This is a genomic window from Clostridium coskatii (assembly GCF_001675205.1).
Lineage (GTDB): Bacteria > Bacillota > Clostridia > Clostridiales > Clostridiaceae > Clostridium_B > Clostridium_B ljungdahlii.
In genome coordinates this window covers 165,936-187,304 of record NZ_LROR01000037.1, presented here as the reverse complement: position 1 = coordinate 187,304, position 21,369 = coordinate 165,936, and the positions used below count along the sequence as shown (strand labels likewise).

General features: G+C 30.9%; 19 protein-coding genes. All 19 read left to right on the top strand.

Translation table 11 applies throughout. The features are described 5' to 3' along the window. Nucleotide 1 precedes the first annotated feature (1 nt). The 19 genes from CLCOS_RS07330 (at nt 2) to CLCOS_RS07240 (ending at nt 21,328) form a co-directional block, all read left to right on the top strand. Nucleotides 2–1,162 carry an iron-containing alcohol dehydrogenase gene (locus tag CLCOS_RS07330; protein WP_063600310.1) on the top strand — a complete coding sequence of 387 codons (1,161 nt, stop codon included), beginning with the start codon at nt 2–4 and terminating at the stop codon, nt 1,160–1,162. Between the two features lie 49 nt (nt 1,163–1,211). Continuing rightward, nucleotides 1,212–2,111: a 4-hydroxy-tetrahydrodipicolinate synthase gene (gene dapA / locus CLCOS_RS07325; protein WP_063600311.1), complete on the top strand. Its 900-nt coding sequence runs from the start codon at nt 1,212–1,214 to the stop codon at nt 2,109–2,111. A gap of 23 nt (nt 2,112–2,134) precedes the next feature. After that, a complete protein-coding gene (gene pdxA / locus CLCOS_RS07320) occupies nt 2,135–3,136 on the top strand; it encodes a 4-hydroxythreonine-4-phosphate dehydrogenase PdxA (RefSeq protein WP_063600312.1) in 1,002 nt (333 codons plus the stop codon). Nucleotides 3,137–3,233: 97 nt separating this feature from the next. After that, on the top strand, nt 3,234–4,184 hold the full coding sequence (locus CLCOS_RS07315) for a phosphoglycerate dehydrogenase (protein WP_013237068.1): 951 nt from the start codon (nt 3,234–3,236) through the stop codon (nt 4,182–4,184). Between the two features lie 35 nt (nt 4,185–4,219). Continuing rightward, complete coding sequence (locus CLCOS_RS07310) at nt 4,220–5,533, top strand: MFS transporter (RefSeq protein WP_023162612.1); 1,314 nt, start codon at nt 4,220–4,222, stop codon at nt 5,531–5,533. A gap of 401 nt (nt 5,534–5,934) precedes the next feature. Then, on the top strand, nt 5,935–6,372 hold the full coding sequence (locus CLCOS_RS07305; RefSeq protein ID WP_341467282.1) for an MFS transporter: 438 nt from the start codon (nt 5,935–5,937) through the stop codon (nt 6,370–6,372). A 135-nt stretch (nt 6,373–6,507) separates the two neighbouring features. Next, nucleotides 6,508–6,768 (top strand): YkuS family protein, encoded by a 261-nt coding sequence (locus tag CLCOS_RS07300; RefSeq protein WP_013237071.1) that lies wholly within the window; start codon nt 6,508–6,510, stop codon nt 6,766–6,768. 265 nt (nt 6,769–7,033) lie between these two features. After that, on the top strand, nt 7,034–7,237 hold the full coding sequence (locus CLCOS_RS07295; protein ID WP_013237072.1) for a hypothetical protein: 204 nt from the start codon (nt 7,034–7,036) through the stop codon (nt 7,235–7,237). 176 nt (nt 7,238–7,413) lie between these two features. Further along, on the top strand, nt 7,414–7,851 hold the full coding sequence (locus CLCOS_RS07290; protein WP_023162614.1) for a M20/M25/M40 family metallo-hydrolase: 438 nt from the start codon (nt 7,414–7,416) through the stop codon (nt 7,849–7,851). A 164-nt stretch (nt 7,852–8,015) separates the two neighbouring features. Beyond that, on the top strand, nt 8,016–9,728 hold the full coding sequence (locus CLCOS_RS07285; RefSeq protein WP_013237074.1) for a methyl-accepting chemotaxis protein: 1,713 nt from the start codon (nt 8,016–8,018) through the stop codon (nt 9,726–9,728). Between the two features lie 106 nt (nt 9,729–9,834). After that, a complete protein-coding gene (locus tag CLCOS_RS07280; protein ID WP_013237075.1) occupies nt 9,835–10,164 on the top strand; it encodes a DUF3870 domain-containing protein in 330 nt (109 codons plus the stop codon). Nucleotides 10,165–10,390: 226 nt separating this feature from the next. Beyond that, a complete protein-coding gene (locus CLCOS_RS07275; protein ID WP_013237076.1) occupies nt 10,391–11,329 on the top strand; it encodes a DMT family transporter in 939 nt (312 codons plus the stop codon). A 331-nt stretch (nt 11,330–11,660) separates the two neighbouring features. Further along, nucleotides 11,661–13,373 (top strand): methyl-accepting chemotaxis protein, encoded by a 1,713-nt coding sequence (locus tag CLCOS_RS07270; RefSeq protein ID WP_013237077.1) that lies wholly within the window; start codon nt 11,661–11,663, stop codon nt 13,371–13,373. An 87-nt stretch (nt 13,374–13,460) separates the two neighbouring features. Continuing rightward, nucleotides 13,461–14,399, top strand: coding sequence for a glycosyltransferase family 2 protein (locus CLCOS_RS07265; RefSeq protein WP_013237078.1), 939 nt, complete (start codon nt 13,461–13,463; stop codon nt 14,397–14,399). A 23-nt stretch (nt 14,400–14,422) separates the two neighbouring features. After that, entirely contained in the window at nt 14,423–17,479 is a 3,057-nt protein-coding gene (locus tag CLCOS_RS07260) for a 6-pyruvoyl-tetrahydropterin synthase-related protein (RefSeq protein ID WP_063600313.1), read from the top strand. 1 nt (nt 17,480) lies between these two features. Beyond that, nucleotides 17,481–18,104, top strand: coding sequence for a Firmicu-CTERM sorting domain-containing protein (locus CLCOS_RS07255; protein WP_013237080.1), 624 nt, complete (start codon nt 17,481–17,483; stop codon nt 18,102–18,104). After that, a complete protein-coding gene (xrtG, locus tag CLCOS_RS07250) occupies nt 18,101–18,697 on the top strand; it encodes an exosortase family protein XrtG (protein ID WP_013237081.1) in 597 nt (198 codons plus the stop codon). The genes CLCOS_RS07255 and xrtG overlap by 4 nt, the downstream gene beginning before the upstream one ends. Then, complete coding sequence (locus tag CLCOS_RS07245; protein ID WP_063600325.1) at nt 18,678–20,048, top strand: TIGR03111 family XrtG-associated glycosyltransferase; 1,371 nt, start codon at nt 18,678–18,680, stop codon at nt 20,046–20,048. The genes xrtG and CLCOS_RS07245 overlap by 20 nt, the downstream gene beginning before the upstream one ends. Before the next feature lie 56 nt (nt 20,049–20,104). Then, nucleotides 20,105–21,328, top strand: a complete 1,224-nt coding sequence (locus CLCOS_RS07240; RefSeq protein ID WP_013237083.1) for a GGDEF domain-containing protein — start codon at nt 20,105–20,107, stop codon at nt 21,326–21,328. Nucleotides 21,329–21,369 lie beyond the last annotated feature (41 nt).

Below are 21,369 nucleotides of genomic sequence, written 5' to 3'. Positions count from 1 at the left end.
AATGTTAGAAAAATATAATCTAAAAATGCCACATGTTGTATATAGTGGTGAAAATTCATTAGAAAATATAAAAACAATTATTTTAAAAAATAAAGTAAATAAGTTAGCTGTTTTTACAGACAAAGGAATTGAAAGTGCAGGTTTATTAGATTATCCTATGAACTTTGTGAATGCAACAGGAGTTGAAGTAACTATACTTGATGATCTACCACCTGAACCTACATATAGTCAAGCACAAAAGCTTGTAGATGAATTTAAGGCAAGTAAAGCTGATTTTATTATGGCAGTAGGCGGAGGCAGTGTTATGGATACTGCAAAGCTTGCTAGTATACTTGCAACAGATGATTATGGAGTTCATGAATTATTAGATGAACCTAAATTAGCTAAAAAGTGTATAAAGACTTTGATGATACCTACAACAGCTGGAACTGGAGCTGAAGCTACACCTAATGCAATTGTGGCAGTTCCTGAGAAAGAATTAAAGATAGGTATAGTAAATGAAGAAATGATTGCAGATTATGTTATTTTAGATGCAATTATGATTAAAAAGTTACCTAGAAAAATTGCAGCTGCTACTGGTGTAGATGCATTAGCTCATGCTATTGAGTGCTTTACTGGAAACAAGGCAAATCCTTTCAGTGATATTTTTGCTCTAGAAGCTTTGGATATGATTCTTAATAATATTGTTAAGGCCTGTGATGATGCTGAAGCAATGAGTGCTAAAAATAAAATGCAAATTGCAAGTTTTTACGCAGGAGTTGCAATAACAGCTTCAGGAACAACAGCTGTACATGCTTTAAGTTATCCACTTGGTGGTAAATATCATATTGCTCATGGCGTATCTAATGCGATTCTTTTGGTACCTGTAATGAGATTTAATGAACCAGTGTGTCGCGCAAAATTTGCTGAATCATATGACAGATGTGTTCATGGAGAAAAAACTTGCACTACTGTGAAAGAAAAAAGTGAATTTATGATTAAACAGTTTGAAAAAATTGTAAAGCATTTGGATATTCCAACGAGTCTATCTACTTTTGACGTACCAGCATCTGATTTGGATATTTTAGTTGATGCAGGAATGCAGGTTACACGTTTACTAGATAATAATATGCGTAAAGTTACCAAAGAAGATGCCTGTGAATTATATAAACAAATTCTTTAAATTAAAGTTTTTATATAAAATTAAGTTTTTATAGAAAGGATGTTTAAAAATGAAACAAGTTGAAATTAAAGGAATTATATCAGCAATGATTACACCAATGAATGAGGATGAATCTATAAATGCTGCTGCACTTAGAGAACAAGTAAATCGCCAAATTGAAAGCGGTGTACATGCTATATTCTGTTTTGGTACTAATGGGGAAGGTTATATTTTAAATAAAGAAGAAAAAAAGTTAGTTCTTAAAACTGTAATTGAAGAAACTAATGGACGTGTTCCAGTATATGCAGGTACAGGATGTGTTTCAACTAAAGAAACAATTGAGCAATCAAAAATGGCAATGGATTTAGGAGCTGATGCATTAAGTATAATTACACCTAGCTTTGCAGTAGCCAGCCAAAATGAATTATATGATCATTATAAAACTGTAGCCGAAGCAGTAGATATGCCAATCATATTATATAATATTCCAGCTCGTACTGGTAATGCTTTAGCTCCAGCAACAGTTGGAAAGTTAAGTCAAATTCCTAACATTATTGGTGCAAAAGATTCTTCAGGTAACTTTACAAACATTCTTGGATATATTTCTGCAACTGAAAAAAATAATTTCAGTGTCTTATCTGGAAATGACCAATTAATTCTTTGGGCTTTAAAAGCAGGTGGTGTTGGAGGTATTGCAGGTTGTGCAAATGTATATCCTCATACTATGGCATCAATTTACAATTCTTATATAGAAGGTAATTGGGAAAAAGCTAAGGAATACCAAGATAGCATAGCTAGTTTCCGTGGCTGCTTCAAATATGGAAATCCAAATACAGTTGTTAAAACAGCAGTGTCATTATTAGGATACAATGTTGGCAAATGTCGTGCACCTTTTAATCAATTACCAGAGGAAGGCATTGAAGCCTTAAAGAAAGTGCTAAAGGAAAATGCAGATAAAGGAATGAGATAATTTTAGAGCAAGGAGGAAAAGAGATGCTTAAAAAACCTGTAATTGGTATTACAATGGGTGATGCAGCGGGAATTGGTCCTGAAATTATAGTAAAGGCACTAAGTCATAGAAATGTATATGATATTTGTGCACCAGTTGTAATAGGAGATCCAAAGTTTTTAAAAAAGGCAATAGAAATTACTAAGTCTGATGTAAGCTTAAATTTAATAAATGATATAAAGGATGCAGAGTTTTCATATGGTAAAATTGATTGCTTTAATATTGATATAATTCCTGAAGATTTAACTATTGGAAAAATGTCACCGGTTGCCGGAGATGCAGCATTTCAATTTGTAAAAAAAGCTGTTAAACTTGCAAAAGAAAATAAAATACAAGCTATTTGTACCGCACCTTTAAATAAGGAAGCAATGCAAAAAGGTGGACATAAATTTGCTGGACATACAGAAATTTTAGCAGAATTAACTAATACAAAAGATTATTCAATGATGTTATCATCACCAAAACTTAAGGTAATTCATCTTACAACACATGTTGGTCTTGTAAAAGCAGTTGAAATGATAAATCCTGAAAGAACTTATAGGGTTATTAAATTAGCTAATGATGTATTAACTAGAGCTGGATACAAGAATCCGAAGATTGCAGTTTCTGGTATAAATCCACATGCTGGTGAAAATGGACTTTTCGGAAATGGTGAGGAAGAAGAAAAATTGATTCCAGGAATAAAAAGAGCTCAAGAAGAAGGTATAGAAGTAAGTGGACCTTATCCACCTGATACAGTATTTTTCCGTGCTGTAAATGGTGACTTTGATATTGTAGTTGCCTGCTATCATGATCAAGGACATATTCCTATAAAAGTTCTTGGAATGTCTGATGGAATAAATGTAACAGTTGGGTTAAATGGAGGAGTTATACGTACGTCTGTTGACCACGGAACTGCCTTTGACATAGCTGGAAAAAATATTGCTGATGAAAAGAGCATGTTAGCTGCAATTAAATCAGCAGTTGAATTAGTACCTAAAAATTAATAATTATACTATCATTATAAAATAATTGAATTTATCAAATTAGTATGTAAATTTGTTCATACTGATTTGGTAAGAAATGAGAGAGGACGTGTAATAAATGAAAGTAATATCTACATCACCTTCATTTGCAAAATATTCAAAAGAACCTATAGAGTATTTAAGTAAAAACGGTATAGAAGTCAGTTATCTGCCAGCAGATATTGCAGAAGACGAATTTATAGAAAAGATACACGATGTTGATGCATTAATAGTGGCTTTTACTCAAATTAATGAAAACGTATTAAAAAATGCGCCAAATTTGAAAATTGTATGTAAACATGGTGTTGGGGTTGACAATATTGATTTAGAAGCAACAAAAAAGAGAAATGTATATGTAACAAATGTTCCGAATGCTAATAAACATGCTGTTGCAGATTTTGCGTTTGGATTAATACTTGCTTCAGCAAGACAAATCCCTCAAGCTAATGATTTGACAAAGAAAGGCGAATGGCCAAGGACTTTTGGAACTGATGTCCATGGAAAAACTTTAGGAATTGTTGGACTTGGAAACATAGGTAAAGAAGTTGCTTTTAGAGCAAAGGGATTCAGTATGAATGTATTTGCATATGATCCTTATCCAGATGAAAAGTTTGCAGCTGAAAATGGAATTACATTTGTAACGATAGATAAATTATTAAAACAAAGTGATTTTGTTTCAATTCATATTCCACTTTTAGATAGCACGAAGAATTTAATTGACTATAAAAAATTGAAGATGATGAAAAAAAGTTCATATTTAGTTAATGCATCAAGGGGGGGGATTGTTGTAGAAGAGGACCTTTATAAAGCATTGAAAGAAGGAGTAATTTCAGGGGCAGCTTTAGATGTATTTACAGAGGAACCCTTAAAATCACACCCATTATTTGAGTTACCTAATTTTATTGCATCACCTCATATTGCTGGCTATACAGCTGGGGCTACTGATGCACTTGGAATGACTTGTGTAGAAAATATTGTAAGCGTATTAGTCAATAAAGAAAAACCTAAATTTATTGTGAACAAACTTTAAGTTCTTTATAAATAGGTTAAATTGGGGGTATAGTTGTGGAAAATAGAAAAAGTACATTGAAAAACAGCATGGGTAGAAGGACAAATATTCGCTGGATTGTTGCTGCTATGATGTGGGCTGCAATTGCAATTAACTATATTGATCGTACAGTACTTTCTACAGGAGCTACTCATATATCTAAAGAATTTAGCTTATCATCTGGAGAAATGGGTATTCTCATGTCTGCATTTTTCTGGTCATATGCATTATTACAAATTCCAGCAGGTTGGGTTGCAGACAGAATTGGTCAAAAAAAGACCCTTGGATTTGCTGTTGGCTGGTGGTCTATAATGACTGCTGTAACGGGTTTAGCAGTAGGATTTAAATCATTGCTAGGATTTCGTGTAGCTTTAGGAGCTGGAGAAGCTGGTGCGTATCCAAGTAATGCAGGAATAACTTCAAAATGGTTTCCTAAAAAGGAAAGAGCTACTGTTTCTGGATTGTTTGATAGTGGCTCCAAATTTGGAGGAGCAATTGCAATGCCATTAATTGCATGGCTTATTGTAACATTTGACTGGAAATTAACCTTTGCTTTTATAGGTTTGTTAGGCGTTATATGGACTATTATATGGTTGTTATTTTTTAAGGAAACTCCTGCGGAACATAAAGGAGTAAATAAGCTTGAGTTAGATTACATAAACCAGGATAACAATGAAAACGTTAAAGCTGAAAATGTTGATTCAAAGAGTTCGATAAAATGGTATCAATTACTGAAATATAAAAATATTTGGGCTATGTGCATAGGATTTTTTATGATAAATTATAATTCATATTTCTTTATTACATGGCTACCTACTTATTTGGTCAAAGAAAGAGGAATGAGTTTACTTAAAATGGGATTTGCGGCGTCACTTCCTTTATTATGTGCTATGGTTGCTGAAATAATAGCAGGTTGGCTATCTGATAAGGTATACTCTAAAAAGTTATTATCACTTACTGCAACGAGAAAGGTATTTTTAATTGTAGGCTTATTAATGGCATCTTGTATTGGAGTAGCAGCGTTTACTAAATCACCAGCTTTAGCAGTTGCATTACTTTGTATTGCTAAGTCGGGTAACACTGTAGCAGCTTCTCAAGTATGGGCACTACCTGGAGATGTTGCACCTAAAAATATGACATCAGTAGTTGCTGGAATGCAAAATACAGTTTCTAATATGGGTGGAGTTGTAGGACCAATTATTACTGGATTTATTGTAGGAGCAACAGGATCATTTGTTCCAGCACTATTGTTCTCAGCTGTTCTAATTGTAATTGCCATTTTTAATTATTTATTCTTATTGGGAAAGGTTGAACGTATTGAAGTACAATAAATAATAATTGATTTATAGTATACTTTAAATAAATAAGCTGTTACGTTAATTAGCGTAACAAAGTTGAAAAAAGATATTGTAAACTAATATTCCAACGGATTTATTCCACGGTGCTTTTGTACCGTGGATTTGTATTCTTACAATAAAAAGATGGTAGGTTGTCCGTTGAATATATCGTAGAAATCGTGCTATAATGTAAACTCTAGAAAGATGTAAATAGCCTTGAGAGAAGAACTCTTAGGGCTTTTATTATACAAAAATTAAGGCTTCAGACTTATGTTCTGAGGCTTTTGTTATTGTTGGAGGAATATTGAGGTCAAGATTTTGCCTATGTCATCAAATATTATAGCTGTAAGATAAGATAAAATTCTTATATAGAAATTTGGAATTATAGGTAATATATACCAGCAACTTTAATAGGTATTATCATCATGATTGTTTCTTCAAAATTGGCAGACAGAGGAAAGTTATCTATGATAGCGTTTTTTTCATTTGCAGGTATATTAGTTGGAGGAGGAAGCCTTTTTTTTAACAATTTTTATATTATACTTTTGGGAACTACTTTTTTCATGGCAGGATATATGAATTTTAGTGCAATACTCCCGGGAAGTGTAACAAAACTTTCTACAAAGGAAATTAGAGGAACTGTTACTGGTATCTATAATACAGTACAATTTATTGGCTCATTTGTGGGTGGAACTTTAACAGGTATATTGTGGGGAATAAATAGTCATTTTCCAGCAGTATTTATTATTATAGTTAGTATAGTAGGATGTATTTTTGTTAGAAAATTAGAAACTATAGACAAACATACATCTACTGATAAAATAAAGTTGTAAAGGAACTTAATGAAAGTGTAGGTAAATTTAAATTATAATACACCATTATGAAACAAACAACTTTTATTAAAATAAACGTGATAAGTATGTATATCCACACCTATGAGTGGAAAAATAAATACGAGGTGATAACATATGAAAAACATTGGTGTGGAAAAAGGATTGTCTAGAATGGCAGATTATCTAAATGCTCAAGGATATTCAGTGCAAATTTTAGGAGAAGATCTTGAGAATAATGTTTCAAAGTGCAAAAATTTAGATGCAATTGTTACAGCAGGATATAATACAGATATGATGGGTTTTAGTGATACTTCTACAAAAGTTCCTGTTATTAATGCTGACGGTTTAACACAAGAAGAAGTAAAGAATATGATTCAGCAGAAAACTACTAGATAATAATATCAGCATTTCTGTTCGTAGAACGTAGAGTATGAGAAATTATAATAGGATTAAGGAGTAAATGCCTTGGTCCTATATTTTATGTGTGGATGTGTAGCATAATGGTAGTTAATGGATCAATTACTAACACTGCTTGCAATCTCTCAATGACTTAAATAAAAGCTATCCATTGTCTTTAATAAGAAAGTTGTAACAAATGATACTGAACTTATAGTTTTTCAGTGATAAACTAATAGTAAATCAATTCTAAGGAGGAAAGAATATGGATATAGTAAGTTTAAAAAGGCAGCATAGTGAAGAAATGAAGAAAGTTACTGAAGCATATGAAAATTATAAATCAAAATATAATACATCTAATAAAATTACAAATAATATTGAAGGGTTTAAACAAGATACAATACAAATTTTTAAGGCCTTATCAGATAGAATAGATAGAGAAGAAAAGGAGTTATATCCATTACTATAGACGTCAAGTTTTATATAGTGTTAAAGAAGATGATAGGGTTGTACATAGAGAAAAATAGAATATTAAAGGCTTAGTTAAATTTTAGTTTGTAAAAATATAGCTAAGCTTTTTTCTGCTGTATATCTAAACACTATAATACAATTAAAAATCTTCCTTTTGCCAAAGAAAATTCAAAGTTGTACAAAGGACCTTCAATTAATTTAGCAATGATTCATGGAGGGGAAGTATATAATAAAGTACCTGATTATTGTAAAATGTCTCTTGATATAAGAACTTTGCCTGAACAAAATATAGATGATATTGTTTTACAAATTAAGAATAAAGTAGATTGTAAAATAATTATTTCAGATACAGGGGATCCAGTAAAAACTGATATAAATTCTCCTTATGTTAAAAAGCTTAAAAATGTAGCTTCACAATTTTTAGATAGAGATTGCATTTTATTTGGACAACATGGCTCTGCAGATACACGTTTTTATTCAAAAGATAACATTCTGGCAGTAGAGTTTGGATCAAGTGGGGTAAACTGTCATGGAAATGATGAATATGTTTTAATAGATACGATTACAAAATATAAAAATATTTTGAAACAGTATGTAAAAACATTTCAGTAGTTTATGCGTTATGTGAAAAATGACAATAGTGAATAAGATTTATATAGTTGAGAAGCATTTACTTAGGTAGGTGCTTCTTATATTGTGCAACACCGGATAATTTGGATTTTATTAGGCATTGTTGTAATATATAGTATATAGGGGAATGAAAGGGGAGATAATATATGACTTTTTTTAAAAATATGAGAGTAAGGATAAAATTAATTTTATGTTTCCTTATTATATCTATATTAATTGTTATTGTTGGAATTATAGGTATAAAATCGTTAGGAGTTGTAAATGCCAATTCTGAAGAAATGTATAATAATAGACTACAAAGTGTGTATATGCTTACAGATATGAAGCAAAATTTGACACAGGCTGAGTCTGATATATTACAGTTGGTATATGTAAAGGATAATTTTAAAAAGGATGACTTAGAAAAAGATATTCAACAAAATAAGGCTGAAAGTGATAAGTATATCTCTAGTTATGAAAAGTTATCCATGAATGACGAAGAAAAGCAAATATGGTCTACATTTAAAAGTCAACTTAGTCAATATAGAACTTTAAGAGAAAACGTTGTCGAATCTGTGAATACGGCAAATAATGATAAAGTAGTAACACAGTATGAACAATTAATAGGATATAAGACGGAAATGTTTAGCAACCTTGAAAAACTTATAAGTATAAATAACGATAGTGCCAAGGCATCTAATGTAGAGAACCACTTAGTATATATAACTTCAAATAGATCTATGATAATATTAATGATAATAGGGGCATTAATTGCAATAGGTCTTGGATTATTTATATCAAGGGATATAAATAATCCACTAATGGAAACATTAGATTTTGCAGAAAATTTATCAAAATTTGATTTAACCCATGAGTATCAAGTTACTAGAAAAGATGAATTTGGTAAAACCAGTGAAGCACTTATAAAAGCCCAGAAGAATATCAAAGAACTTATAAAGGTAATAATGGATAATTCACAGGATATGAGTGCATCTAGTGAAGAACTTTCTTCTACATCAGAAGAATTGTCATCCAAAGTTCAAGAAATAGACAATGCAGTAACAAATATAACAGCTCAAATTGAAGATGCAAGTGCATCATCACAACAAATATCTGCATCTATACAAGAAATAGATTCAAGCATCAATGAGTTATCTGGCAAAGCAATAGAGGGAAGCAATAATGCAAACAATGCAAAAGAAAAGTCCACCAAAGGCAAGAAAGATGGAAAAGAGATTATGGATCAGGTACAAAATTTGTATACGGAAAAGAGAAACAATATGCTGCAGGCAATTGAAGATGGAAAGGTTGTTAAAAATATAAGGGTTATGGCAGAAACTATTTCAGGTATTGCAGAACAGACAAATTTGCTTGCGCTAAATGCGTCTATAGAGGCAGCTAGGGCAGGAGAGCAGGGAAAAGGTTTTGAGGTAGTTGCACAGGAGGTAGGAAAACTTGCAGAGGAATCCCAAAATGCTGTAGCAAGTATACAGGATACTATTTTAAAGGTTCAGGATGCATCTAAAAAATTATCTGAAAATGGTAGTGATTTGTTAAGGTTTATAAATGAAGAGATATACGGAAAAATTGAACAGCTTAGAGGTATAATAGATTACTATAGTGAGGATTCAAATTTTGTAAGTAAGATGTCAGAAGAAATAGCATCTATGTCGGAAGAACTTACTGCTACAGTTGCTCAAGTAAGCGATGCAATTCAAAATGTGGCTTCAACTTCACAGAAATCGAGTGAAAATGCACAAAATATAAAAATTGGTGTTAGTGAAACAACTAAGGCAATAGATCAGGTGGCTTTAAGTGCACAAAGTCAGGCTGAATTTTCACAAAAACTCAGTGAAATGGTACAAAAATTTAAGATTTAGAAGAGGTCATATCTAAGGATTTTTTATGATAAATATGATATAATGATGCTGTTTAGAAATTTTGCCATAAGGGTTCATCAAGATTAAAGTTTAGGAGATAAGTGAGTTGAAAAGAAATAAGATATTTGTTAGTGGTTATGCAAAACTTCCAGGTGGAATAACTGCAACTGAGGTTTATACTGAGATTGCAATGACAGCTGTTTTAGATAGAGTTACAGGGAAAATATATGAAATAGAGTGTACACTTGTAACGAATACAGCAAGAGAATATATAAAAAAATTGCTGGCTGGTAGAAACATAAAAGATATAGATGATATGGTAAAAGATATTGCTGATAATTATTTCGGAATCGCTAAAAAAGCTATAATAGCATCGTTGACAAACTGTTATGAAAGATATATACTTATTACCAAAAGCGGTAATGAAGACAAGTAAATATAAGTTTAATGAAATTGCCATTTTGTTATGGTGTAAAGTTATCCCTTTGCATAAAAGTGACAGGAACACGGCATTGATATATTCTAAAGTATATTAATGCTGTTTTTTGATGTTGTTTTTTAATTGAAAATATGCAAGTTGAATAAAAGGAGGTATAAGTAAAATTAAAAGAGGTTTCAATTAATATATTTAAATAATATTTTGGGAAAGGATGTTTGTAATTGTGGGTTACGTATTTATTATTTTAGCTGCTGTAATTTTTAGTACGATGGAAATCGTAGGCAAATTAGCTGTGGGTTTAAATCCGTTGCAATTAAATTTTCTTAGATTTTTAATAGGAGGATTAATTTTATTTCCACCAACTATTAAAGCTATGAGAAATAAAAAAATGAAGTTTAAAAAGGATGATTTATATTATTTTCTAGGTACAGGATTTTTATGTGTTGTACTCAGCATGTCCCTGTTTCAATTGGCAATTACATTTACAAAGGCATCTACGGTTGCCATAATTTTTAGTACAAACCCTGTATTTACGGTAATGTTTGCATATTTGTTCTTAAAAGAAGATTTAAATAGAGGTACTATTATATCAATTATACTTAGTCTGGTTGGTATAGTGTGCATACTAAATCCTTTTGGTACAGTTAGTGATGTAAAAGGTATAGTATTATCTATTTTAGCAGCGGTTACTTTTTCACTTTATAGTGTAGTTGGAAAGCTGAGATCTGAAAAGTATGGAAGTATTACTTTAAACTGTGTTAGTTTTTTAGTTGGAGATATTATTATGCTTGTGATTATATTATTATCAAATCTTCCAGTAGTTAGCAGCATAATAAATCCTAAGGGTGGTTTAAGTTTTATGTCTCATATACCAATTATTTATGGAATAAGTGCTGCTAATATAATTCCGGTAATATTTTTAGGAATTGTAGTAACAGGATTAGGATATATGTTTTATTTTATGGCTATGGACGAGACTTCAGCAACCACAGCATCTATAGTTTTCTTTATTAAACCAGCACTTGCACCTATTTTTGCATTAATTGCTTTAAGCGAAAAAATACCTATGAATACTGTCATAGGAATATGCTTCATACTAATTGGATCTTATTTTTCCTTTACAGCTAAGGGTGGGACTAGAGTTGAAGAAGTGGAAAGTTAAATAGGGATTGTACAGTTATAATTTAACTTTACAGGATAAGAATTTTGTTGAATAAGGTATGTATTTGTGTTAATATTATTGATAATGTAAAGGAAACTATGATATATATGCCGTAATTTGGGTATCAGACATATACGGAGTTAATGATACAACCGACCTTACATCTATAATCTATAGGTGTGAGGTTTTATTTTTACAATTTAATAATTTCCATATTTGTAAATAATATAGTAATGATTTTTATTATTTATTGAGGTGGAAATTTAGTAATATATTTAAGTTTTATGTTGTTTAGGACAAGTTATTTGATATCTTACGGGGGGAAAATAATATGAGATGGTTTAATGATTTAAAAATTAAACAAAAGCAGGTTATAGGCTTTTTTATGGTAACTTTATTCGTTGTAATTGTAGGAATAATAGGCTTGGTGAACATGCATAATATAAATAAAGGTGCAAATGAGATGTACAGTGTGGATTTAGAAAATGTTAAAAATCTTGACAAGTTTGATGCTGATATAATGCATCAGCGCTTAGAGACAATAGATCTTGTTGAAAGCAGAGATAAAGATAAGGTTCAGGATACTATAAAAAATATAGCTCCTTATCAAAATAAAGATAACAGTATATTAAATAATTATAAAAACTCTGATTTGACTTTGCAGGAAAAAAATTTAGTATCTAAGTTGGAAAGTCAATTGATTGACTGGAGAAACATATGTAATAAAATTATAGAACTTATGGGTCAAGGAAAATATGATGATGCCATGAATGTAAATAAGGAAGCAGCTACTTATAGAAATAAATTAACTTCTACTATTGAGCAGTTGACTCAAACTGAAGTTCAAAAAGCCAATGATAAGAATAACAGCAATATGTCTATATATAATGAGTCATTGTATATGATAATGATAATTACTCTAATTGGAATAGTTGTAGCTTTCTTTTTAGGAAATAGGATTGCTTCATCAATTTCAAAAGAAGCAAATAGTATTTTAAAATTTACAGATGCTATAAGTCAGGGTGATTTAAGTAAATCTATTCAGGCATTGAGTAAAGATGAAATGGGAACTATAGCTGGAGAATTGGGTAAGGCCAATAAAAATATTAGAAATTTGGTACTTGAGATAACGCAAAGTACTGAAAATATAAGTGCTTCTAGTGAAGAATTATCTGCTACTACGGAGGAAATCTCCTCTATGATGACGTCTGTAAATGAGTCTACTTCACAAATAGCAGGTGGATCTGAAGATTTAAGTAGGATTACAGAAGAAATAAGTGCCTCTTGTGAAAAAATGGAGCAAAATACACATAAGCTTACCCAAAAGGCAAATGAAGCTACAAAGTCTTCAACAGAAATAAAAAAACGTGCTGTAGACATAAAGGAAAAGGCAGCTCAAAGTATAGAAGAAGGTAATGATATATATAATAAAAGAAGAGATGATATTATAAAGGCTATTGAAAAGGGTAAAGTGGTTTCAGAAGTTAAAATTATGGCAGCTTCTATTGGTGATATAGCAGAGCAGACAAATCTTCTAGCCTTAAATGCAGCTATTGAAGCTGCAAGTGCAGGTGAGCATGGTAAAGGATTTGCGGTAGTTGCAGATGAAGTTAGAAAATTGGCAGAAGAATCTTCAGAAGCAGTTGAAAATATAAATAGAATGGTACTTGCGGTGGAAGATGCTTTTAATAATTTGTCTGACAGCGGCAAAGAAATTTTGAATTATATATCAAATAGTGTTAAACCCAATTATCAAATTCTAATGGATACAGGGCTACAGTATGAAAAGGATGCAGAATTTATGAATCAGATGTCAGAGGAAATTGCTGTAGCTTCAAAACAGATGAGTGATATAGTATCTGAGGTAAATGGTGGTATCCAAAGTGCAGCAGCTACTGCCCAGGAGTCTGCGGCTGGATCTGAGGAAATTTCCAGTAGTGTAAATGAGGTTACTAAGGCTATTTCAGATATATCTGGTTCTTCTCAAAGCCAGGCAGAACTTGCAGAAAAACTTACAGATATAGTAAGTCAATTTAAAATATAAAAATTCGAATATTAAAGTAAGAAGTTTGTGCATAAAATTATTTATACTTAATATTATAACTACAAATTGATATAAGGGGTTGAGATTATGGTTTCCATAATTATACCAATATATAATGAAGAACAGCAAGTATATTCTAATGTAGTTAAAGTAATGTCAATTTTATTAGAGAATAATATAGAACATCAATTTGTATTAGTCAATGATGGATCTACGGATAACTCTTCTAAAGAGATGAATAGATTGTGCAGGGATTATAATAACATATCCATTATTGAGTTAAGCCGTAATTTTGGAAAAGAGGCTGCTTTATGTGCAGCGTTAGAGCATGTATCGGGAGATGCTTGTGTCATACTTGATTGTGACTTGCAGCATCCCCCAGAATTAATACCTGAGATGGTACGTCTTTGGAAGGAACAAGGTTATGATGTGGTAGAAGGAATTAAATTGGAGAGAGGAAAGGAACCTTTATTTAGGAAATTTGCTGCGTCAGCATTTTATGATTTGTTCAATAAAGTGTCAGGAATAAACTTAAACAGTGCATCTGATTTTAAATTATTGGATAGAAAAGTAATAGAGGCATGGAAATCAATGCATGAATCAATTACTTTCTTTCGAGGTATGTCAGCCTGGGTGGGATATAATAGAATTCAAATTCCCTTTGAGGTCCAAGCTAGAACTAGTGGTAAGTCTAAATGGTCACTTGGTAATCTAGTAAAGCTTGGAATATACTCTGTTACTTCTTATACATCACTACCACTGTATATAGTTGCTTGGTTAGGCATTATAATGATGCTTGTTGATTGCATTTTATTTGTACAAACTTTGTATATGAAATTTAATGGTAAGGCTTTTACAGGATTTACTACAGTCATAATTCTGATACTGGGAATTGGAAGTTGCATAATGATAAGTTTAGGAATTATTGGCATATATATATCTAAAATATATGACGAAGTAAAGAGAAGACCTAGGTATTTGATTGCCAAAAAACAAGGAAAAGAATTCTATTATAAAAATAAATAGGAATCATTAGGTGGTGATTTTTAGTGAAGTTTCAAGGATATAAGTATAAATTTAAAATAAATATTTCTCATAGTGTTTTAATCAATAATAGACGTGGAAATTTACATTCGCATACGTTTGAAATTTCACTTTTCATAAAAATTATCAACGATGATTTTGCCTTATATGATGATGTTGAAAAAATAGTACAAGAATTTTTGAATATTTATGATGAAAAAGAATTAAACTTGATTGAACCTTTTGATAAGATAGAACCCACAATTGAAAATGTAGGAGATTTCTTATACGTTCGGCTTAAAGAAATATTGAAGAATAATAATATGATACTTGTAAGGTTAGAAATTAGTGAAACTCCTGCAAGGGTTTATGTTGTAAATTATGATGAAAATGATATAAAAGAACCAGGTTACGAGGAAGAGTTTAAAAACTATAAAAAAAGAATGACAAGAATAATTATTAATAATATTTTAAATACTACAGCTAAACAATTAACAGATGATTTAAAAAATTCAAGTAATACTATTGTTGAAGGAACATGGATACAAGAGGATGATAAAAAGGAGAAAGTTATAGAAAAGAAGAATACTATAAAAATAGAAGAAAGTAAAAAAACTCCTAACGCTATAAGGCATAATGACAAAATGAGAAAAAGTAATCATGTTTTCTTAGAGACAGCAGGAGCAATATCTGTTTTGCTAATTGGAACAATAGTACTTTTACTTTGCATAGCAAAAACAGGAGGATACCCCTGGGGTGCAGATACTTATGGACATATATTTAAAGGAGATTTGCTATACAAAAGTATAAAAGAAGGCAATATATATCCACTTTTTACTCAGTTTTGGTACAATGGCGTACAACCCTTTAGGTATTGGGGACCGCTTTCCTATTATGTACTTGCTGCATGTGAATTTATTTCCGGTGGAAATCCCATTAATGGGTATGTAATTTTTATTGGATATTCATTTTTTATAGGAGGTTTAGGGTGGCTGCTGTGGGGTATACACCAGAGAAGGATATTACTTTCCTTAGTTTTTGGAATTCTATGGTTTTTTCTTCCAGAAAATATAAGAGTGCTTTTTGTTGCTGGAAACATACCTAGGGTTATTATTGCAGCACTTATACCTTACTTGTTCTATTTTGTATGGAAATTTGTAAAAGATGATGATAGATCTTCTATTATACCTATTGCACTGTTTATGTGTGCCATAATAATGTGCCATTTAATGATAGGGGCTATGATAGGAATTGCTTCATTTATATTTTTATCTCTTTATTCTATAATGAACAAGAAAATTGAAAGAAGCTTTCATGTTATATTAACAATGCTTTTATCTTTTGCAATTTGTGGAATTTGGATTTATCCTGCTTTAAAGGGCGGACTGGTTTCTATGGATAGTGGAGCTACTTCTTCTCAGATGATGGAGCTTTTAGCTACTCCATTTACTATTTCATTGAATCCATTTTTAAGATTATTTGGTATAGTAGATAGAGAATATTTTTATTATGGATTGTCAATTTTGATTATATCGATTTTGGGAATATTTGTTTCAAACAAAAAAAGTGTACCAGGATTTATTACCTCTATAGTGATATTTCTGGGAACAACTACAGCTTTTGTACCTATGCTTGAAAAGATGCCCTTTAGCCAGCTATTGTGGATGGTTAGATTTACTCCTATAGCCTATGCATTATTTATTATTAGTTTATTGAATTGGACAAAATGTAAAAAATATTTTATGATTATAATGGTGGTTTTAATAGCTGCTGACAGTTCTTTATCATTTAATCTTTCATTATACCCACAAATTAAATCCGCTGAAGTAGACAATATTTTGAGTTCAGCTAAAAATATTACAAAACAGAGAATTGCACTGCTCGACAACAGTACATTTGGGGCATATCCATCTTTTTATATTTGCAGTGAAGACAAGAAAACTTCATATTCCTATGGTTGGGCATGGCAGGGGGCAGCAACGGCTCAAAATATTGTGCTTTTAAATACTGCACTTGAAAAGGGCTATTACAATTATATGTTTGACAGATCCCTTGAAATGGGATGTGATACTGCTGTTGTAGCCAAAGCACCTATGAAAAAGAATAAGAGAGATTTTAGCATTATAAATAGTGCGGCAAAGCTTTCTCAATATACATTATACAAAGAGACAAGCGAGGGTTATGTATTTCATAGAAAAACTTCGGAAAACTTTGGTGTGGTAACAAAATATTCCGGTTTGTGCATAGGGCGTTCTGCATCGGATATACCTCTTCAATATCCTTCTTTTGAAATAGGATCTTCCTGGAATATTGAAGATTATACGTTAGATGAACTTAGTAAATATAAAGTGATTTATCTTTCAGATTTCCGTTATAATAGTAGATCTAAAGCGGAAAATATGGTTTCTAAGTTAAGTAGTATGGGGATAAAGGTTATTATAGATATGAATAGAATTCCGTCAGATACAATTACAAATCGTATGGTTTTTCTTGGGGTTACAGCCCAGCCCATTACGTTTAGTACAAAGATACCGGACATGTTTTTTAACAATAAAAAGTATGAAAGTGTAAATTTTAAAGATGAATATAAAATATGGAATACAGTTTATTTAGATAATGTTCCTCAGGTTACAGGATTCTCTTGGGTCAACGGCAAAAAAGTTCCTTTTCTCGGAAGTGGAAAAGGAAAAAATAAAAATATAACTTTTTTAGGCTTTAATTTAATGTTCCACGGAATGGAAAATGACGACAGCAAAGTACTAACTATAATGGATACAATAATGAGAACTAAATCTTCCATACTGCCTAAGCGGATTCTTATACCTATAGATTTAAAATATGGACAAAATTCAATTACTATAAATTCTCCTAAAAACAATGTCAATACAACAGTTGCATTTTTAGATGCCTATAAAAGTAATAGTGGCGAAATCTATTCAAAACAAAATCTTTTGAATGTAAATAAAGGCGAAACTAAAATTAGAGTTACTTATCCCTATTTATTTCAAGGAATAGCTGTATCTGTAATAGGACTAATGGGGTTTGCATTTTTTATTATTTATATATATAAAAGGGTGGTCTAAAATGAAAAAGATAATTACAATTATATCTGTACTCCTTATATCTGTAATGTTTTTATATCCTTTAAAAGTATATGCTGCTGACAGTGGAGTGACACTAGATGGATATTTTGATGACTGGATTGATAAGCCAAGCCAAAAATTATATTATTGGCAGGGAGCAGTTCACACTGTGAAGTGGTATTCAGACGATAAAGATTTATATTTATATATAAAAATGGCAACTGTAGGAGGCCAACAGTTAAATAACTATACAATAACATATTCTGATAATAATGGCATTCAAGGAAACTTGACTATACAGGTTGATAGACCGTCCAAAGGGCGTATATCTATTTATAATTATAGCATGGATTACAGGCCGTTTTCTACAGACGGATACGTAGTACGTGGAAGCAACAGCGACGGAAAAACAAGTGATCAGGGTGAATTTAGAATACCTTTAACTATTTTTCAAAAGGACAGCAAAGATCAAATGATTACTTTAAATCTTGGGTTTCCTAATTTAGGCAATCAGGGTGTAGCATTTCAAGTAGGTAGTACTTATCCTTACATGGGAGTTTCTATAGGTATCTTGATCGTTGCTTCTGGATTTTTTATCTATCGTAGAAAGAGAAAAATAGAATGAAGATATTAATATGCTTTTTACTAATTGTATGGATATATTTAATAACGGTTTTTACAAGAGCTAAATTGTATTTCTTTAAATTTGTGGCGGGATCTGTTGGTTTGTTTTTTTTCATGATGGTGATTTTACAGCCTTATTTAGTAAATGTGTTAAGTCGTTCAGTTGCAGCAGCCTCAGGTATTATGGGAGATGTCACAGGATGTTATCAGGCATTTTACCAGTATTCACTTATACTTATACAAAGTGGAGGATCAGCTATATCCATGTATATAGACTATGAGTGTTCAGGAGTAATAGAGATACTTGCTTTTACTGCACTTTTATGGTTCTTTCCTTTATATAATACACTGGAAAAAATAATGTACAATATAATAGGAGTAGTGTGGATATTCCTGGCAAATATAATTAGAATTTTTATTATTTGTGTACTTGTATATTATTATGGTAACAATATTTTTTATTTTGCTCATACTATATTTGGAAGAATAGTTTTTTATGCCTTGTCAATAATTTTGTACTTTTACGTATTTACCAGGTCTCAAATTAAAAGGCAAAAGGTAGGTAATGTTTTATATGGAGATGATATTAAGTAAAACCTTTAAGGAAATGATTTTTTGGATGGCATGGATTATAATACCATTTATAATGGAAATTGTGCCTTCCATTGTAGGATTTTTTATTTTAATTAAAAAGAAAATGTCCCTAAAAAAGGAATGTTTTTCGGGAAAACTTCCGGAAATAACAGTTATTGTTCCTGTATATAATTCTGCACAAACCCTGGAATCTTGTATTAAATCCATATATGAATCTAATTATCCTACTGAACTTATAGATGTGATGCTTGTAAATAATATGAGTAGTGATAATAGCTTTGAAATTTTCACAAAAAGTCAGAAAGAATTTGAAGGGCTGTCCATGAGGTACTTAAATGCTAAACAGGGTAAATCAAAAGCACTTAATATGGCACTTTTTAATAGCGGAGGGAAATATATAATTCATATTGACAGTGATGGCATACTTGAAACTAACGCAATAAGGAATATGGTTGTACGTTTTGAACAAAATACGCATATCCACTGTATGACCGGTGCAATTTTAACCGATGCCAAATATATAGAAAACACTAAAACTCCGTTTTTAAAATTAGTAAGAAGGTGTGAATTTTTTGAATATGCTCAAGCATTTTTAGCAGGAAGAAATTTTGAATCGGAGCTCAACAGTATATATACTTTATCTGGCGCCTTTTCAGCGTTTAGAAAATCCACAATTTTAAAAACTCAGCTCTATAATAGTGAAACTGTATGTGAAGATACCCAGATAACTTTTCAGGTTAGGCATTTGCTAAAGAAAAAAGTATATTTGTGTGAAAATGCACTTTTTTTTGTTGAACCTATCGATAATTTTAATAAACTATATACTCAGCGCCAGCGTTGGCAGCGGGGTGAAATGGAAGTTTCACATATGTTTTTAAAGGACAAACTCTATTCAGCTGGAGGATTTTTTAGCAATTTTATGATAAGGATATTGATGTATGATCATACGTTTGCGTTTCCTAGGATGATATGGTATTTTGCCCTTATATTTCTTCTATTTATGGATTACCCACTTTATCTTGTCTTAGGATCTGTATTTGTAATATATTTATTATATGTTCTATCTGCATTCTTATTTTATCTAAATGTAAGGGTATATCTTGCAGAGTATAAGGATATAAGAAAATATTATTCTGCAAAAGTTTATTTGATTGTTTTAATGCCTCTATTTAACTTTATGATATTTTGGATAAGGTTTGCAGGAATTATCAATAGCATAAAGCTTGAGAGTAAGTGGAGAACACTGAATTTAAAAGAGGAGTATAGAGCCTTTTGCAATATAAGTAAGTCAGATTTTAAAAGAGTATTTAAAATAATAGACCAAGTAAGAAGGATAGTCAATAATCCATAATATTGTATTGGAGAAATAAAGCTAGAATCATAATTTCAAGAGAGGAAATTGCATTGATGATGAAGAAGAGAGCATCAGAAAATTATTTGATAAAAATACTTTTAATCTTTATAATAACTGCAGCCTTTATTTCAGCATTGTGGCTCGACGTATTTTATGAAATAGGCAATCATAAAAAGAATATAATAGATGCTTTTTCAAGAGAGCAATATTCAATTACTAATCAATTATCAGACAGGCTACAGGAAAGTTTAAATGATTATGTACAAAATAAGGGATTTACATTACATTCAGCAGAAGAAAAGGTTATAAGCGAGATTATTAAAAAGGAGATAAATTCTCAAAATAAATATGTGTTTTTTTATAATAGCAAGAATATTTTATTTGAAAGAAATTATTTAACCACTGAACAGTATAAGGGTAAAGGATTAAAAGATAGTTTTAATTTATGGGAATATAATGGCGGCAGTAACTTGGATGAAGTAAAAAGTCTCATGAACTCTGGGATAAGTGGTAAAGGTGAAATTGTAAAGGACAGTAAAAAGGGAAAAGAAATGGTTTCCTGGTGCTTTTTTAAAGTATTAAACGAAAAATATGTTATAGGAATGTCAACTTCAGAAGATTATCTATTTAGAGAGACTTTATTTAATCAACACATTGTAAGATTATATATTCTTGCTGGAATAGCTACTATGGCAATTATAATACTTTCAGTGGCTTTTTCACTATACTTGTATTTTATGTTTAAAAAGGTAAAAAATCTTAAAAACCAACTTAAAAATAAGAATATTCAAGTACAAAACTTTGTTTCTACAATAAGTCAGCTGGAGAAATCTGCACGTAAAGCTACTATATGTGATCCACTTACGGGAGTTTATAATAGAAAATTTTTTTATACCATCCTTCCTAAAATGAATGAGGAGTTATTTTTGCCTATTGCAGCAATTAGAGTGAATATAGAAGGTATAAAAAATATAAATAATGTTTTAGGTCGTGGAAAGGGTGATGAGGTATTAGTAGAATTAGCAGAAATACTTTTAGAAAGTTGTAATGAATCTGATATTGTTTCAAGAATAAGTGATAATAAATTTGTATTGATTATGATTAACACAGATAGAGAAGCTGCTTTCAGAAAAGTAGATGAAATAGGAGAAAAAATAAAAAATAGTTTTATTGGTGCTATATGCAGCATATCCTTTGGAATTTCAGTAAAAACATCTGAAACGCAAAATTTATTTAGAATTTTAAAGTCTGCAGAAAAAAATATTAGACAACTGTAATTTGAAGTATAACTATTATGTGGAAATGGAGGAATAAACTT